The sequence below is a fragment of the Nonomuraea sp. C10 genome, from assembly GCF_008017515.1.
Taxonomy (GTDB): domain Bacteria; phylum Actinomycetota; class Actinomycetes; order Streptosporangiales; family Streptosporangiaceae; genus Nonomuraea; species Nonomuraea ferruginea.
In genome coordinates, this window is the sequence record NZ_VPFF01000001.1 from 3,542,951 (window position 1) to 3,556,502 (window position 13,552).

Annotated in this window: 17 protein-coding genes; 5 read left to right on the plus strand and 12 right to left on the minus strand. The window is 70.1% G+C overall.

The genetic code is table 11. From position 1 onward, the window contains the following. Positions 1–348: 348 nt before the first annotated feature. The 7 genes from FR742_RS45820 to FR742_RS16175 form a co-directional block, all read right to left on the minus strand. Positions 349–471, minus strand: a complete 123-nt coding sequence (locus FR742_RS45820; RefSeq protein ID WP_261808566.1) for a hypothetical protein — start codon at positions 469–471, stop codon at positions 349–351. 256 nt (positions 472–727) lie between these two features. After that, entirely contained in the window at positions 728–1,042 is a 315-nt protein-coding gene (locus FR742_RS16145; RefSeq protein ID WP_187281166.1) for a GNAT family N-acetyltransferase, read from the minus strand. Positions 1,043–1,508: 466 nt separating this feature from the next. After that, positions 1,509–3,089 carry a long-chain fatty acid--CoA ligase gene (locus FR742_RS16155; protein ID WP_148031707.1) on the minus strand — a complete coding sequence of 527 codons (1,581 nt, stop codon included), beginning with the start codon at positions 3,087–3,089 and terminating at the stop codon, positions 1,509–1,511. Between the two features lie 12 nt (positions 3,090–3,101). Next, on the minus strand, positions 3,102–4,442 hold the full coding sequence (locus FR742_RS16160; protein ID WP_148031708.1) for an MFS transporter: 1,341 nt from the start codon (positions 4,440–4,442) through the stop codon (positions 3,102–3,104). Positions 4,443–4,599: 157 nt separating this feature from the next. Further along, positions 4,600–5,058, minus strand: coding sequence for a MaoC family dehydratase (locus FR742_RS16165; protein WP_148031709.1), 459 nt, complete (start codon positions 5,056–5,058; stop codon positions 4,600–4,602). Then, on the minus strand, positions 5,055–5,948 hold the full coding sequence (locus FR742_RS16170) for an amidohydrolase family protein (protein WP_315970616.1): 894 nt from the start codon (positions 5,946–5,948) through the stop codon (positions 5,055–5,057). Before FR742_RS16170 ends, FR742_RS16165 begins: the two co-directional genes overlap by 4 nt. 1 nt (position 5,949) lies before the next feature. After that, a complete protein-coding gene (locus FR742_RS16175) occupies positions 5,950–6,876 on the minus strand; it encodes an SDR family NAD(P)-dependent oxidoreductase (RefSeq protein WP_187281167.1) in 927 nt (308 codons plus the stop codon). A 104-nt stretch (positions 6,877–6,980) separates the two neighbouring features. On the opposite strand from FR742_RS16175, the gene FR742_RS16180 reads away from it, so the two are divergent. Next, complete coding sequence (locus FR742_RS16180) at positions 6,981–7,814, plus strand: PaaX family transcriptional regulator C-terminal domain-containing protein (RefSeq protein WP_261808567.1); 834 nt, start codon at positions 6,981–6,983, stop codon at positions 7,812–7,814. 19 nt (positions 7,815–7,833) lie between these two features. Here FR742_RS16180 and FR742_RS45830 read toward each other — a convergent pair whose 3' ends face one another. Beyond that, complete coding sequence (locus FR742_RS45830; protein WP_261808568.1) at positions 7,834–8,103, minus strand: hypothetical protein; 270 nt, start codon at positions 8,101–8,103, stop codon at positions 7,834–7,836. A gap of 411 nt (positions 8,104–8,514) precedes the next feature. Here FR742_RS45830 and FR742_RS16190 point away from each other — a divergent pair, with 411 nt between their 5' ends. Genes FR742_RS16190 through FR742_RS16200 form a run of 3 tightly spaced genes read left to right on the plus strand, consistent with a single transcriptional unit; the run spans position 8,515 to position 9,674 of the window. Beyond that, positions 8,515–8,949: an SRPBCC domain-containing protein gene (locus FR742_RS16190; protein ID WP_148031712.1), complete on the plus strand. Its 435-nt coding sequence runs from the start codon at positions 8,515–8,517 to the stop codon at positions 8,947–8,949. After that, positions 8,936–9,304, plus strand: a complete 369-nt coding sequence (locus tag FR742_RS16195) for a helix-turn-helix transcriptional regulator (protein WP_148031713.1) — start codon at positions 8,936–8,938, stop codon at positions 9,302–9,304. The genes FR742_RS16190 and FR742_RS16195 overlap by 14 nt, the downstream gene beginning before the upstream one ends. Beyond that, a complete protein-coding gene (locus tag FR742_RS16200; protein ID WP_148031714.1) occupies positions 9,291–9,674 on the plus strand; it encodes a VOC family protein in 384 nt (127 codons plus the stop codon). Before FR742_RS16195 ends, FR742_RS16200 begins: the two co-directional genes overlap by 14 nt. 16 nt (positions 9,675–9,690) lie before the next feature. Here the strand turns inward: FR742_RS16200 and FR742_RS16205 are convergent, their stop codons facing one another. From FR742_RS16205 to FR742_RS16215, 3 genes are read right to left on the minus strand one after another with little or no spacing between them, the layout of a single operon-like run. Further along, complete coding sequence (locus FR742_RS16205) at positions 9,691–10,257, minus strand: TetR/AcrR family transcriptional regulator (protein ID WP_148031715.1); 567 nt, start codon at positions 10,255–10,257, stop codon at positions 9,691–9,693. Positions 10,258–10,299: 42 nt separating this feature from the next. Next, positions 10,300–11,826: an MFS transporter gene (locus FR742_RS16210; protein ID WP_148031716.1), complete on the minus strand. Its 1,527-nt coding sequence runs from the start codon at positions 11,824–11,826 to the stop codon at positions 10,300–10,302. Positions 11,827–11,880: 54 nt separating this feature from the next. Continuing rightward, positions 11,881–12,264: a hypothetical protein gene (locus tag FR742_RS16215; protein WP_222708949.1), complete on the minus strand. Its 384-nt coding sequence runs from the start codon at positions 12,262–12,264 to the stop codon at positions 11,881–11,883. 12 nt (positions 12,265–12,276) lie between these two features. On the opposite strand from FR742_RS16215, the gene FR742_RS45835 reads away from it, so the two are divergent. Continuing rightward, positions 12,277–12,408 carry a hypothetical protein gene (locus FR742_RS45835; RefSeq protein WP_261808569.1) on the plus strand — a complete coding sequence of 44 codons (132 nt, stop codon included), beginning with the start codon at positions 12,277–12,279 and terminating at the stop codon, positions 12,406–12,408. 12 nt (positions 12,409–12,420) lie between these two features. On the opposite strand, the gene FR742_RS16220 is transcribed toward FR742_RS45835, so the two are convergent. Then, positions 12,421–13,311 carry an aminoglycoside phosphotransferase family protein gene (locus tag FR742_RS16220; RefSeq protein ID WP_148031717.1) on the minus strand — a complete coding sequence of 297 codons (891 nt, stop codon included), beginning with the start codon at positions 13,309–13,311 and terminating at the stop codon, positions 12,421–12,423. Positions 13,312–13,552: the final 241 nt, after the last annotated feature.

The following is a 13,552-nucleotide window of genomic DNA, read 5'->3' on the forward strand; positions in this document are numbered from 1 at the left end:
CGGTTACGGAAGGCACAGATCCCGGCTCGTACGTCCGCGCGCGTTGGAGCGGTCACCCAAGTACCGGACGCCCATGCCTGCCGAGGGCGGTCACCCGGCGTAGGGGCCGAACCGGCCCCAGGCGACGAGCGCGGCGAGCGCGAAGAGGATGACGGTGACCAGCAGCCCGGACGGCTCCTTGCGGCGGATGTGCCCTGGGTGCCTCACCCTCGGCTGTCGATCTGGAGACCGACGTCGATGCCGCGCGGAAGGCCGGAGTAGTTGTCGCTCATATCCAGGCGACGAACAGGCGGCCTCCCGGGGGACACCTCGGACCTCAGGGAATTCAGAGCTGTTCGAGCCAGTGGGTCAGGAACCGCCGCCGCGGGAGGCGGGGAAGTAGAGGTAACCGTCCAGGTCGAGGTGGTCCACGACGCGTAGCGCCGCGCCGGGGTCGCAAGCCTGGACGACCGCCACGGCGGTGCAGCTCAACCGCCGGCAAGCCAGCGAGGCCGGCCGGCCGCCGGTACAGCTCGGCGAACTGTGGTCAGTCGATCCACCCGCGGGCCTGCGACGACGCGATCGCGGCCTGGACTGCACCATCGCCCGTGCGGCCGCGGCGTACGAACTCCCGGTCGTACTCACGACGAGACGGGGGTTGACGCCGGCACGATCGAGGAGCTTCGCTGCCGGCCGTCGAATCCCGGCGGCACGGTCACCGGGTCGAGGGTCAGGTCGGTCATGCCACCTAGTCGCCGGCCCTGGACGGTGCCGAGTTGTAGAGCAGGTCGCGGTACTCGGGGTGATTGCGCAGCCAACTGAGGATGAAGGGGCAGATCACCAGCGCTTTCAGTCCTCGTCCGCGGATGTCGTCGAGCGCGGCGCGGGCCAGGGCGCCGCCGATTCCTCGACCCTCGAAGGTCGGGTCGACCTCGGTGTGAGCCAGGACGATCATCTCGCTGGTCTCCTGGTAGTCGATGAACCCGGCGACCGTCGTCTCGCCGACGGAGGCTTCGTAGCGCCGCCGGTCCGGATTCCTGGTCACGTTGACGTCGATGGACATTGTTCGTTGAGCCTCCTGTTTCGGTGCTGTGACAGGTCGTCATCTCGGGTCCACCGGGGGTTGACCGGCGGCCAGACGAATCAGATCGGTAGCGCTCCCCGCTCGCCGCGTGGAAGGTCGGATTCGCGCAGCAGACGCTACTTCGCATCAGGGAGAATTGCCTAACCCGGTCGACCCGAACCCGGTGCCTGACCGTGGTCTGCCTGTCTGGTCAGGGAAGCGGCAGTTCTCTGAGCTGCCGGCGGGAGGCGATGCCCAGCGGAGGCGGGCTTCAACCGTGCGTGGGCTGAGGAACAGGTGCGCAGCGACCTCCCGGGAGGTCGCTGCGGTGGCCACCAGCCGTGCGATGTGCGGCTCGTGGGCGGTCAGGGAGTCGGTCGGCCGGGCGGTCCGTCTGCGGGGATGCTCACCGGTGGCGCGCAACTCGCGGGCGGCGCGCTGCCCTCGGGCGGATAGCCGCCTCTGATCACCTGTGCTCCTGGCGGTCGGGGGACGCGGAGGCCGGCGATCGGGGCGGTGCCGCGCCGGGCGGCAGGAGCCGTGTTCGAAGCTCCGGTTTGAGGATCTTGCCTGAGCCGGTTCTCGGCAGTGTGTCCACGATGTCGAAATAGACGGGGATCTTGTACTTTGCGAGCCGGGAACGGAGGAAGTCCGCCAGCTCTGCCGCGGTGAGGGCGGCGCCGTCACGGGGGACGACGAAGGCCCGGCCGACCTCGCCCCATTTCTCGTCGGGCACCCCCACCACGGCGGCCTCCGCCACGGCCGGATGCCCGAAGAGCACACCCTCCACCTCGGCCGGATAGACATTCTCCCCGCCGGAGATGTACATGTCCTTCAGCCGGTCGACGATGTGAAGGTGCCCCTCGTCGTCGAGGGTGGCGATGTCCCCGGAGCGGAACCAGCCTCCTTCGGTCAGCGCGGCGGCGGTCGCCTCCGGGTTCCGCCAGTAGCCGGGGGTGACGTTGGGCCCCTGGATGCGCACTTCGCCCGCCTCGCCGGCCTCGGCCTCCGTGCCGTCGGGCCGGACCACGCGTATGTTGGCGAAGAACACCGGCACGCCGGCCGACCCCACCTTGCGCACGCTTTCACCCGCCTCAAGGAAGGTGGCGCCCGGCGAGGTCTCCGTCAGTCCGTAGCCCTGGCAGAAGACCAAGCCCCGCTGCTGGTATGTGCGGATCAACGCGACCGGGATCGCCGCTCCCCCTGACATCAGGGTCCGCAGCGAGGACAGGTCGGCGTCGGCCCACCGCGGCGACCGCGCGAGGGCGGCGAACATCGCGGTGACCCCGAACATCCAGGTGACGCGGTGCTTCTCGACGAGGTCGTAGCAGGAGTCCACGTCCCAGAACGGCATGATCAGCGAGGTGCCGCCCTTGAGGAAGGTCGGCAGCAACGTCTGGTTCAGCGCCGCGACGTGGAAGAGCGGCGCACTGATCAGCGTCACCTCGGTGCTCGCCACGTCGACCCCGACCATGATGTTGAAGCAGTTCCACACCAGGTTGGCGTGACTGAGCATCGCCCCCTTGGGACGCCCGGTCGTGCCCGAGGTGTAGAGGATGAGAGCGATGTCGTCGAGTGCGACCGGGGTGTCGATCGGCGTGGCATCGCCTCCCGACAGAAAGGTCTCGTACTCCCGCTCCCCCGGTGCCGGCGACTCCAGCGCCACGGCCGTGCGCAGTCCCGGGAGTCCCGGAAGATCGCGTACGACCGTGGCGCACTCCGGCGCGTAGACGAGGACGGAGGCGCCGGAGTCCTCCACCATGTAGGCGATCTCCGATGCGGTCAGCCGGAAGTTCAGCGGGACGAAGATCCCTCCGAGCAGGTGCGTGGCGAACATGGTCTCGGCGAAGGCGACGTGGTTGGGGCCGAGGTAGGCGACCCGGTCCCCGGTCCGAACCCCGGCGCCGCGCAGACTCGATGCGAGCCTTGTCGTCCGCTCGTGCACCCAGGCGTAGGTGAGCGCCCGGCCGTCGAAGACGAAGGCGGTGCGGTTCGGACTCATCCGCGCCCGGCGGGCCGGCCAGCCGCCCAGTCCGGCGTTACGCATCGGCGACTCCTGTCAGGTGGAGGACGGTTCGGCCGGGTCGGTCGCGCGCGCCGCCGGGGCGACGGCGGTCAGGTCGCGGCGGCTGGTCTCGCCCAGGGCCAGGAGGCAGACCACCGTCAGCAGGCAGGAGGCGGCGATGATCACCGAGATCATCATCGTCCCTCCCCCGCCGGTGGACGCGTCGAGCTGGGCGAACAGCAGCGGGGCCAGGCCGGCGCCGAGCCCGGCGAGCTGGTAGCCCATCGAGGCTCCGGTGTAGCGGCTCCTGGTGGCGAAGACTTCGGTGTACAGCGCCGCGAGCGGGCCGTACATCATCGGGTGGATGACCGCCTGGCCCAGCACGAGCGCGACGGTGAGGACGGCGACGCTGCCGGCGTCCACCATCGGGAAGAGGACGAAGCCGAACACGGCCATGAGCAGTGCGCCGGCCAGCACGACCGGGCGGCGTCCCACCCTGTCCGACAGCGCCGACCACCCGATGATGCTCAGGACGGCCAGCGCCGAGGAGAGCGTGAGCCCGTTCAGCACGTCCGGCCGGGGGAAGCCGGCCCGCACGCCGTAGGCGATGAGATAGGTGGTCAGCGTGCCCTGGGCCACGAAGGCGGACAGACCGACGCCCACACCGAGCAGGAGAGTCCTCGGGTGATGGCGGAGCACGTCCAGCAGCGGCGCTCGGGAGCCATGGTCCGCGGCGGCCTTGAACACCGGGGTCTCCTCGACCCGCAGCCGGACGAACAGGCCGACCGCCAGCAGGACGACGCTGATCAGGAACGGCACCCGCCAGCCCCAGCTGAGGAACTCCTCCTCGCCCAGGACGGCGGCCGTGCCGCCGAGCGCCGCGGTGGACAGCACCATGCCGAAGGGGGCTCCGGCGTTGGTGAAGCTCGCCCACAGTCCGCGACGGCTGGTCGCGTGCTCGGCGGACATCAGCACGGCTCCGCCCCATTCACCGCCGACCGCGACGCCCTGCAGGATCCGGAGTACGACGAGTGCGATGGGCGCGAGGACGCCGATCTGCGCGTAGGTGGGGAGCAGGCCGATGAGGAAGCTGGCGACGCCCATCAGGGTCATGCTCAGCACCAGCATGCGCTTGCGGCCCAGCCGGTCGCCGAAGTGGCCGAAGATCGCTCCGCCGAGCGGCCTGGCGAGGTAGCCCGTGGCGAAGGTGCCGAAGCTGGCGACCGTCGCCGTGAGCGGGTCGAGAGAGGAGAAGAAGACCTTGCTGAAGACCACGGCCGAGGCGGTGGCGTACAGCAGGAAGTCGTAGTACTCGATGACGCTGCCCAGGAAGCTTGAGGCGACCGCGCGTCGGAGTTGGATCCGGTTGGGGGATGTGACTGGCAGGTTCGGCATGACCGAGCTCCTCGTCCGGGAGCGAGCTAAGACTCTCGCTTGCTTGTCCCGGAGGTTAGGCAGATCCGTAACGGACGTCAATACTTTGCCCAATATGGGCGGGGGGTGGGGTGCGCCGCGCTCGCCGCGCCGGGCGCGGGCCGTACGTTTCGCCCGGTCAGGCGTAGTGACGGTAGATCACGCGCGCGACGCAGGCGGGCTTGGCGGAGCCGTCGATCTCTACGGTGAAGTCGAGGAGCATCTGGACGCCGTCACCGGGGACGTCGTCCACCGACGCCACGGCGGCGGCGAGGCGGATCTTGGCACCGACCTTGACGGGACTGGGGAAGCGGGCCTTCTCCAGTCCGTAGTTGACGCTCATCGTCACGCCCCGGATGTCGAGCAACTCGGTGAAAAGCGGGATGACCAGGGACAGGGTCAGATAGCCGTGGGCGATCGGACCGCCGAACGGCCCCTCCTTCGCCCGCTCGGGATCGACGTGGATCCACTGGTGGTCGTCGGTGGCGTCGGCGAAGGTGTTCACCCGCTCCTGGGTGATCTCCAGCCATTCGCTGTGGCCGAGGTCCGCCCCGGCGAGCGCCTTGATCTCGCCGAGTCCGTGCACCGTCGTGGTCATGACCGTGTCGTCCCTTCCTGCGCACCCAGCCCGAGCAGGCGCGCGGCATTGTCCTTGAGGATGCGGGAGCGGACCTCCGGCTTGATCTCGAGCTTGCCGAAGTCGGCGAGCCAGCGGTCCGGGGTGATCACCGGATAGTCGGATCCGAAGAGCACCTTGTCCTTCAGCAGCGTGTTCGCGTACCGGACGAGCTGCGGCGGGAAGTACTTGGGCGACCACCCGGACAGGTCGATGTAGACCTGGGGCTTGTGCGTGGCGACGGCCAGCGCCTCGTCCTGCCAGGGGAACGACGGATGGGCCAGCACGATCTTCAGGTCGGGGAAGTCCACGGCGACGTCGTCCACCAGCATGGGGTTGGAGTACTTCAACCGGATCCCGCCCCCGCCCGGCACGCCCGCGCCGATACCCGTCTGGCCCGTGTGGAACAGGGCGATCGCGCCGGACTCCTGGATCACCTCGTAGAGGGGATAGGCCATGCGGTCGTCGGGCGCGAAGCCCTGGATGCTGGGGTGAAACTTGAAACCGCGCACGCCGTGCTCCTCGACTAGCCGGCGCGCCTCTCGGACGCCCGCCCGGCCCTTCCACGGATCGACACTGGCGAACGGGATCAGCACGTCGGCATGCTCGGCACAGCTCTCGGCGACCTCCTCGTTCGAGATGCGAGGGTGGCCGGTGGCGTGCTCCGCGTCGACGGTGAACACCACCGCGGCCATCTTGCGCTCTCGGTAGTAGGCGGCCATCTCGGGGATGGTCGGCCTGGGGTGCTCCTTGAAGTACTTCTCCGAGGCGCCGAACAGCTCCGCGCTCAGCGAGACGTGCCCGCCGGCGGAGACCTCGGCGTGCGTGTGCACGTCGATCGCGACCAGTTCGCCGACGTTCATCCGCGACATCTCAGCTCTCCGCCGTCTTCTGTTCGGGGACCTTGGGCGCGGGCACGCCGTACGTCTCGGGATCGGCGCCGACGCCCGTCCGCCATGAGGCGGCGATCGCGTCGGCCGTCCAGCCGCCGTCGGCGTAGGCCACCGCCTTCTCGCCGGGGTGGGACCAGAGCGCCAGCCGGTCGCCGCCGATGCCGATGGCCTGGCCCGTCACCTCCGCGGAGGCGTCGGACGCGAGGAAGACGACGAGCGGGGCGACGTCCCCGACCGCGCCCAGGCCCTCGCCCCTGCGCAGCCATTCCGGGAACGGCCGCCCGGTCCGCTCCGACTCCTCGATGACCGGGGCGAAGGCCGGGATCGTCTTGGTCATCTCCGTCGCCGCGACCGGGACGATCGCGTTCACCGTGATGTTCGCCCTGGCCAGCTCCATCGCCCAGGTCCGGGCCATGGCGACGATGCCCGCCTTGGCGGCGGCGTAGTTGGTCTGGCCGAAGTTCCCGCGCTGACCGGCGGGCGACGAGACGAGGATCAGCCGTCCGCCCGTCCCCTGCTCGCGCATCCGCACCGCCGCCGCCCGGGCGCAGGTGAACGTGCCCCGCAGGTGCACGTCGATCACCGCGTCGAAGTCCTCGTCGGACATCTTCCACAGGACCCGGTCCCGCAGAATGCCCGCGTTCGTGACCATCACGTCCAGCCGGCCGAACTCCTTGACGGCCGTGGCGACCAGCCGCTCGGCGGCCTCGGCGGAGCCGACCGGGGCGACGACGGCCGCGGCCCTGCCCCCCGCCGCGATGATCCCGCCGGCGACTCCGGCCGCCGAGTCGCCGTCCAGGTCGTTCACGATGACCGCCGCCCCGGCCGCCGCCAGCGCCTCGGCGTAGGCCCGCCCGAGGCCACGACCCGCGCCCGTGACGACGGCCACCTTGCCCGACAGATCCATGCACCTCACCTTTCGCCGGGAAGCCTGACATCGCCGAATCTATGGCACTTATGTGACTGCCGTCAAAGATTTGCCTGACGTTGAGAACCGTCTACCCTTTGGCTGTGACCTTCGGTGGCGAAGACGACCTGACAGCGCAGTTCCGGCGCCCGCAGTCCCTGATGTTCAGCTTTCTCGGCATCTACGTGCTGGACCGCGGCGTGGCCGTCTACTCCGGCAGCGTCATAGACGTGTTCGCCCGCCTCAACGTCTCCGAGGAGGCCGTACGGTCGACGCTCGCGCGCATGGTCAAGCGCAACCTGCTGATCCGGCACCGACGGGGACGAAAGGTGTACTTCGGGCTCGCCCCGCACGCCGCGGAGGTGCTGAAGGATGGGCGCAGACGGGTGTGGGAGACCGGCGCGGTGAACCGCGACTGGGACGGCACCTGGACGGTCGTCGGGTTCTCACTACCGGACAGCCGGCGCAGCACCCGGAACGACCTGCGTTCTCAGCTGATCTGGAACGGCTTCGGCCTGCTGCAGAACGGGCTGTGGATAGCGCCGGGCGAGAAGGACGTCACGGACATCATCGCCTCGCTGGAGCTGGGCGACCACGTCACCGTGCTGACCGCCCGCGCCTTCAACCCGACCGAGGCCGCCGACCTCGTCAGGAAGGCCTTCGACATCGAGCGGATCGCCGGACGCTACCGAGCGTTTCTCACCCAGTGGGACGTCCCCCGGCCGCTCCCCGGCGCGCCGGACGACCTCGCCCGCCAGTTGCTGCTGCACACCGACTGGCTGCAACTCGTCCGCCAGGATCCCCACCTGCCGGCCGAGCACCTGCCCCCGGACTGGCCGGCCATCCGGGCCGAACAGCTCTTCCAGGTGCTCGCGCGGGAGTACGAAAGACGCGCTGCCGAGCAGGCCGCCGCCATCCTGGACGAGCTTCCCGTGTGACGGCCGGCACCGCCGTCGATCATCGTCGTCCGCCGAACTCCCAGTGGTGGACTTCGATGTCGGCATAGCGGTCCGAGGTCAGGACGGTACGGGCCGTGTCCCGATCCCCCGCCCGGATCAAGGCCGCCGTGCCCAGCCAGGTGGCGCCGTCGTCGGACAGCAGCGACCCGTAGGCGATCAGGTCGTCCTGCCGGTCGGGCGGTGGAAGGAGGTCGGCGGCCTGGCCCGTGCCGAGGCCGAGAACGAGATAGCGGCTGCCGCCTTCGCGGCCACCGGGGAAGTCCCACATGGTGCGGCCCAGGAGGTGGGGCCGCGGGCGATCAGCAGCGCATCGTAGCGGTCCATCAGATCTAGCGAGGGGACTGCCGGGTTCACCCGGCAGGGGAATCGCTTCCCTGTTATGGTTTCTTTGTTCGAAACGGGCAGGGCTTGTCCGTCGCCTACCTCAGCAGGGGGAAAGCGAGAAGCCGCTTCCTTCAGGAAGTGGAGGAGTCACGTAGGACCAGTGCTCCTCGGCGGGCTTCTCACGCAGCGCTGCGGAGCCGGGCCGGTCACGGTGGTAACGGAAGAATTCCATGTGGAGCCTGTCTATCGCAGGTGGGTGCACAGTAAGTCGCCCTCCGCGCCGGGGCTTGTAGGTGACGATCGCAACTTGTAGGTTGCCATTGATGGCAACCTACAAGTTGCGAAACAGGGTGGCATGGATTCGGACGCGATCGAACGTGTGGTGGTGCTGCGGCACCCCGTCGAGCGGGTGTGGGCCGCGCTGACCACCGCGGAAGGGCTCTCGCGGTGGTTCGGCTCGGTGGCGGAGATAGATCTGCGGCCCGGTGGGCGCGCGTTCTTCCGCTGGGACGATCTCGGCGACGAATCCGTCGCCACCATCGTGGTGGTCGACCCACCACGCCGTTTCGCGTTCAGGTGGGCGATCGAGGGCCTGCCGGAGGACGACACACCCCGGACGCTTGTGGACTTCACCCTGGAACCGATACCGGACGGCACCCGGTTGCGCCTGGTGGAGAGCGGGTTCGCCCAGGCCGCCGTCGACGTGGCCCGCTCCGCCCACCAGGCCAACAGTCAGGGATGGGACGCCGAGCTCGCCGACCTGGAGACCTACCTCGATGCGGCCGCCTGATGCGGAACGGCAGGCCGTCGCGGTGTTCGCGGCGCTCACCGATCCGACGCGGCGCGCACTGCTGGAGGAGCTCGCCCGCGCCGGGCCCGCGACCGTCACGGACCTGGCGCGACGGCTGCCGATCAGCCGCCAGGCGATCGCCAAGCACCTCGGCCAGCTCGCCGAAGCGGGCCTGATCAGCCCAGGAGAACCGGCCGGCCGTCGCCATCCCTACCGGCTGGAATCAGCCCCCATTCGCACGGCGCAGGTGTGGCTGGCCATGCTCGCCAACAGGTGGGACGACCGGCTGACCGCGCTGGAGCTCGCACTGGACGCCACCGACACGAAGGAGTCGAGCGACAATGAACAAGCCTGAATTCACCGCCGGCCTGAACATCGCCATGAAGATCCCCAAGGCGCAGTACGAGGCCACCGTGGCCTTCTACCGCGACACCCTGGGCTTCGAGGTCAAAGAGGATGACGTCTCGTACGCTCCGACCGTCTCGAGAACTCATTCGGTACGGTTCGGCCCCAATACGCTGTGGCTCGACTGCGTCGACAACTACAGCCGGCCCGACCTGTGGCTGCAGTTGCACACCGATGACCTGGACGCGGCAGCGGCCAGACTGGCCGGCAGTGGCATCCACCCGTGTGACGAGGTCGAGCCCCTGGAGGGCCTCGACTCCAGGACCCACTGGATCAAGAACCCGGCCGGTGTCGTGCACCTGCTCGCGGAGTCCCGCTGATCCCGCGGCCGTACCGTCACCGGACGGCTCGTCGCAGGACGGCCTGGATGTGATCAGGGTCGGCGGGGGCGTTGTCGAGGAGGATCGCGGTGCACAGTCCGTCGGAGGCCGCGACGAGGGCGGCGATCGCCGCAGGGTCGTCGGTCAGCGTGGTGGCGAGTTCGGCGATGTTCTCCCGCCAGCGTCGTGCCACGGGTCGTAGTGCGGGGCGGCGGGCGGCCAGGGTCGCCAGCTCGCGTTCGGCCAGGGCGCGTTCACGTCCGGGACCGCCGGACTCGGCGATGAGGTGGGCCAGGCCGGTGAGCTTGTCGCCGGGGCTGTCGATGATGTCGCGGATGCGGGCGGTGTAGGCGTCGGCGACACTCGTGAGGGCGGCGACGAGCAGGTCGTCGAGGGTCGCGAAGTAGTAGGTGCTCAGGGACGTCGTGGTGCCGGCCTGCTTGGCGACCGTGCGATGGGTGACGCCTGCCGCGCCGTCGCGCGTGACCACGGCGAGGGTGGCCTCGATGATCTCCGCGCGTCGTCTCTCGCCACGCGCGCGGCGGCCGTCGATGTGCTCGCTGTCGTCGGTGGTGTCGCCCATGCCGCTCCTCGGTCCGACCCGAAAGGATAGTCGGACCATCGTTCAAACGTCGGTGTCGCGGCTCCGCGCCTCCCCGAGTGTGGGCACGTGACGCAGCATCCCCAGGCACAGCACCGCGGCAACGGCGATGGCGATCCCCGCGACCAGGGAAGCGACGTTGAGTCCGCTGGTGAAGGCCTGCTGGGCCGCCTCGACGGTCCCGGGCGGAAGGCTGTCGCTGATCGCCAGGGTCGCGTTCAGGCTGTCGGTGAGGGCGCCGGAGGTCTCGGACGTCAGATCTCCGGGCACCGTCACCCGAGTGCGGTAGACGGCGGTGGTGAGACTGCCGAGCAGGGCGACGCCGACGGCGATGCCGAGTTCCTGGACCGTCTCGGAGATCGACGCCGCCGACCCGGATCGCGCTGCCGGCACCGCGCCCACCACCATGTCGGTGCCCAGGGCGGCGAGGGCGCCCAGCCCGAGATAGACGAACGTGAAGCCGACAGCCACGGGGACCTCGTCGTCGAGTCCCGCAGTGGCGAGCAGCGCGTAGCCGGCGAGGGACGCCCCGAGTGCGGCGCCCATGACCGAGCCGGGGCGGAAACGCCGGGCGACCAGAGGAGCGCCGATGGCGGCGGCGAACATCGCCAGCGCCGGTGGTCCCATCCAGAGCCCCGCGTCGAAGGGCGTGAGCCCTTGGACGAGCTGGAGGTACTGCGTGACCAGGTACATCGAACCCCCGACTCCGACCAGGCCGATGAGCAGCACGCTCAAGGCCACGGTGAAGGCCCGGTCGCCGAACAGCGTCACGTCCAGCAGCGGGTCGGGGAGGCGGCGTTGGCGGCGTACGAACACGATCCCGGCCAGAACGCCCGCCAGGGCGTAGACGAGGGTTGCGCCGCCGGGGCCGTCGGAGGCGATGCGCTTGACGGCGTAGACGACCGGGAGGATCGCCGCCAGGGACAGGCCCACGCTGATCAGGTCCAGCCGGCCGGTGGACGGGGCCGCGTACTCCGGAAGCAGTGCGCGTGCCCCGGCCAGGACGGCGAGGGCGATGGGCACCGCCGTCAGGAACGGCGCTCCCCACCAGAAGGAGTCCACCATGGCTCCGCCCACGATCGGCCCGGCGGCCATCCCGAGCGCGAACATCGTGGCCCAGACCCCGATGGCGACCGCGCGCTGACGCGCGTCGGGGAACATGTTCGAGATCAGCGACAGCGTGGAGGGCATGAGCGTCGCCCCGGCCACTCCCAGCAGGGCTCGCGCGAGGATCAACAGCTCGGCCGTGGGGGCGAACGCGGCGAACACCGAGGCCGCCGCGAAGGCGATCATCCCGATCTCCAGCAACCTGCGCCGCCCGATCCGGTCGCCCAGCGTGCCCATGGTCACGAGGAACCCGGCGACGAGGAACCCGTACGCGTCCATGATCCACAGCAGCTGGGTGGCCGACGGGGACAGGTCGGCCGCCATGCTCGGCGCCACCAGGTACAGGACGGTCACGTCCAGTCCCAGCAGCACCGTCGGCATGGCCAGCAGGCCCAGGCCCGCCCACTGGCGCGCCCCTGCCCGCGTGAACTGTTGGCGCGTCATCACGTCCCTTTCGCTCTCATCATGTTTGAACGTTAGTACAATTAGTACGATCGTTCAAGATAATAGGATCGGGCGTGACGCGTAGCCGGGGCCGATCAGCGCCTCGGGGGTGTGGAGGCCGGGCGGCACGGGGGCGCCACGCAGGCCGAGCAGTCGCTCGACGCCGAGGGCGACACCGAGCGCCGTCAGCGGGCGCTGCCCCTCCGGGTGGAAGAGGTAGCGGCTCGTCCTGAGCGGCGCGCCCGCGCGGTCCACGCCTTCGAGGTCGATCCTGACCTCCGCGGACGGGGGCCCGCCGCGCCGCCTGCCCGCCGATTCGCTGATCGCGAACGCGAAGCGGACGTTGGGCGCGCCCGTCGCGAGGGCCAGGCTCGGCACGTCGAGGATGGGGACGATCCGGCCGGGCAGCACGGCGCCGTCGACGCCGGTGACCTCCACCTCCGCGACGGCGTGCTGGGCGCGGCCGAGGCGATCGCCGCGGAGCTGAACCGGGGGCGTGCCACCGCCGCCGCGGCCATCGCGGCGCTGACGGACCTGACCGTCGACGGCATCGCCGCCGGTTCCCTTGGTGATCAGAATTGAGAACCGGGACGATTAAGAGCCCTTCAGAACGCGATCAAGTGCGGCCCGGCCCGCCGGTCCCCAGTTCGGCTTGCCGCCGGGAAGGCCCCGGTCTCCGTTCTGGCCCATGAGCATCAGGAAGAGGCTCTTCATGGCGGCCAGCCCGCGGGCGCGCCGGATCGTCGCCTCGTCCGCATGCCCGTACGTGTCGAAGAACCGTGCGGCGGTGCCCGTGGGGAGCAGCACCCACGCGGCGGCGAGGTCCCACGCGGGATCGCCGGCGAACAAGGCACCGAAATCGATGACGCCCGAGATCGTCCCGTCCGTGACGACGACATTCGCGGGATGGAGGTCGCCGTGCACCCACACCGGCGGGCCCTCCCACTCGGGAGCCGCGACGGCGTCGTCCCAGACGGCCCGGACGGCGCGGACATCGCCGACGGCGTCGACGGCCTGCAAGAACTGCTCGAAGCCGCCCGTGCACCCCTTGGGGTGAGCGCCGAGGTCCGAACTGGCCGGGGCCTCGGCGGGCGCCTCCACATGCAGCGCCCTGAGGAAGCCCGCCAGCGTGTCGGCCGCGTGGGCGCCGCGGCTGATCGAGCCGTGGTCCAGCGGCTCGCCGGGAACCCACGTCATCACGGTCCAGTGCTTGGGGAAGCGCTCGGACGGTTCGCCGGACCGCACCGGGGTCGGCACCGGAAGCGGCAGGCGCGGAGCCAGCACAGGGAGCCACCGCCGCTCCTTGAGCTGGAGCTCCGGGGTGGGGTCCATGCGCTGCATGCGCACGGCCAGCTCGTCCCCGAGGCGCCACATCTGGTTGCCCCAGCCGCCCGCCACCTCGCGGACCGCCAGCCCCGCAAGGTCCGGATGTTGCTCCTGCAGCAGGTCGCGTACCAGGTCTGCGGTGATCTCGATCTCGGTCATGCGAAGTCACGGTACTGAGGCGTGGGGCGGAGCGGCTCTCCACCCCGGCCTGAAGGCCGGAGCACTGCGGCCGACCCAGGTAGCACGCCGGCTAAGCGGACCTTGGCATGTCGAAGGAGAGGGCGCGATACCTTGCCTTCGGTGCCTCGACCGCGTGACCGGAGGAGTCGATGCCGGGATGACGGCAGGGCGACCGGTGCCCACGCAGGACGACGTGCTCGGATACTTCGACACGCTGTCG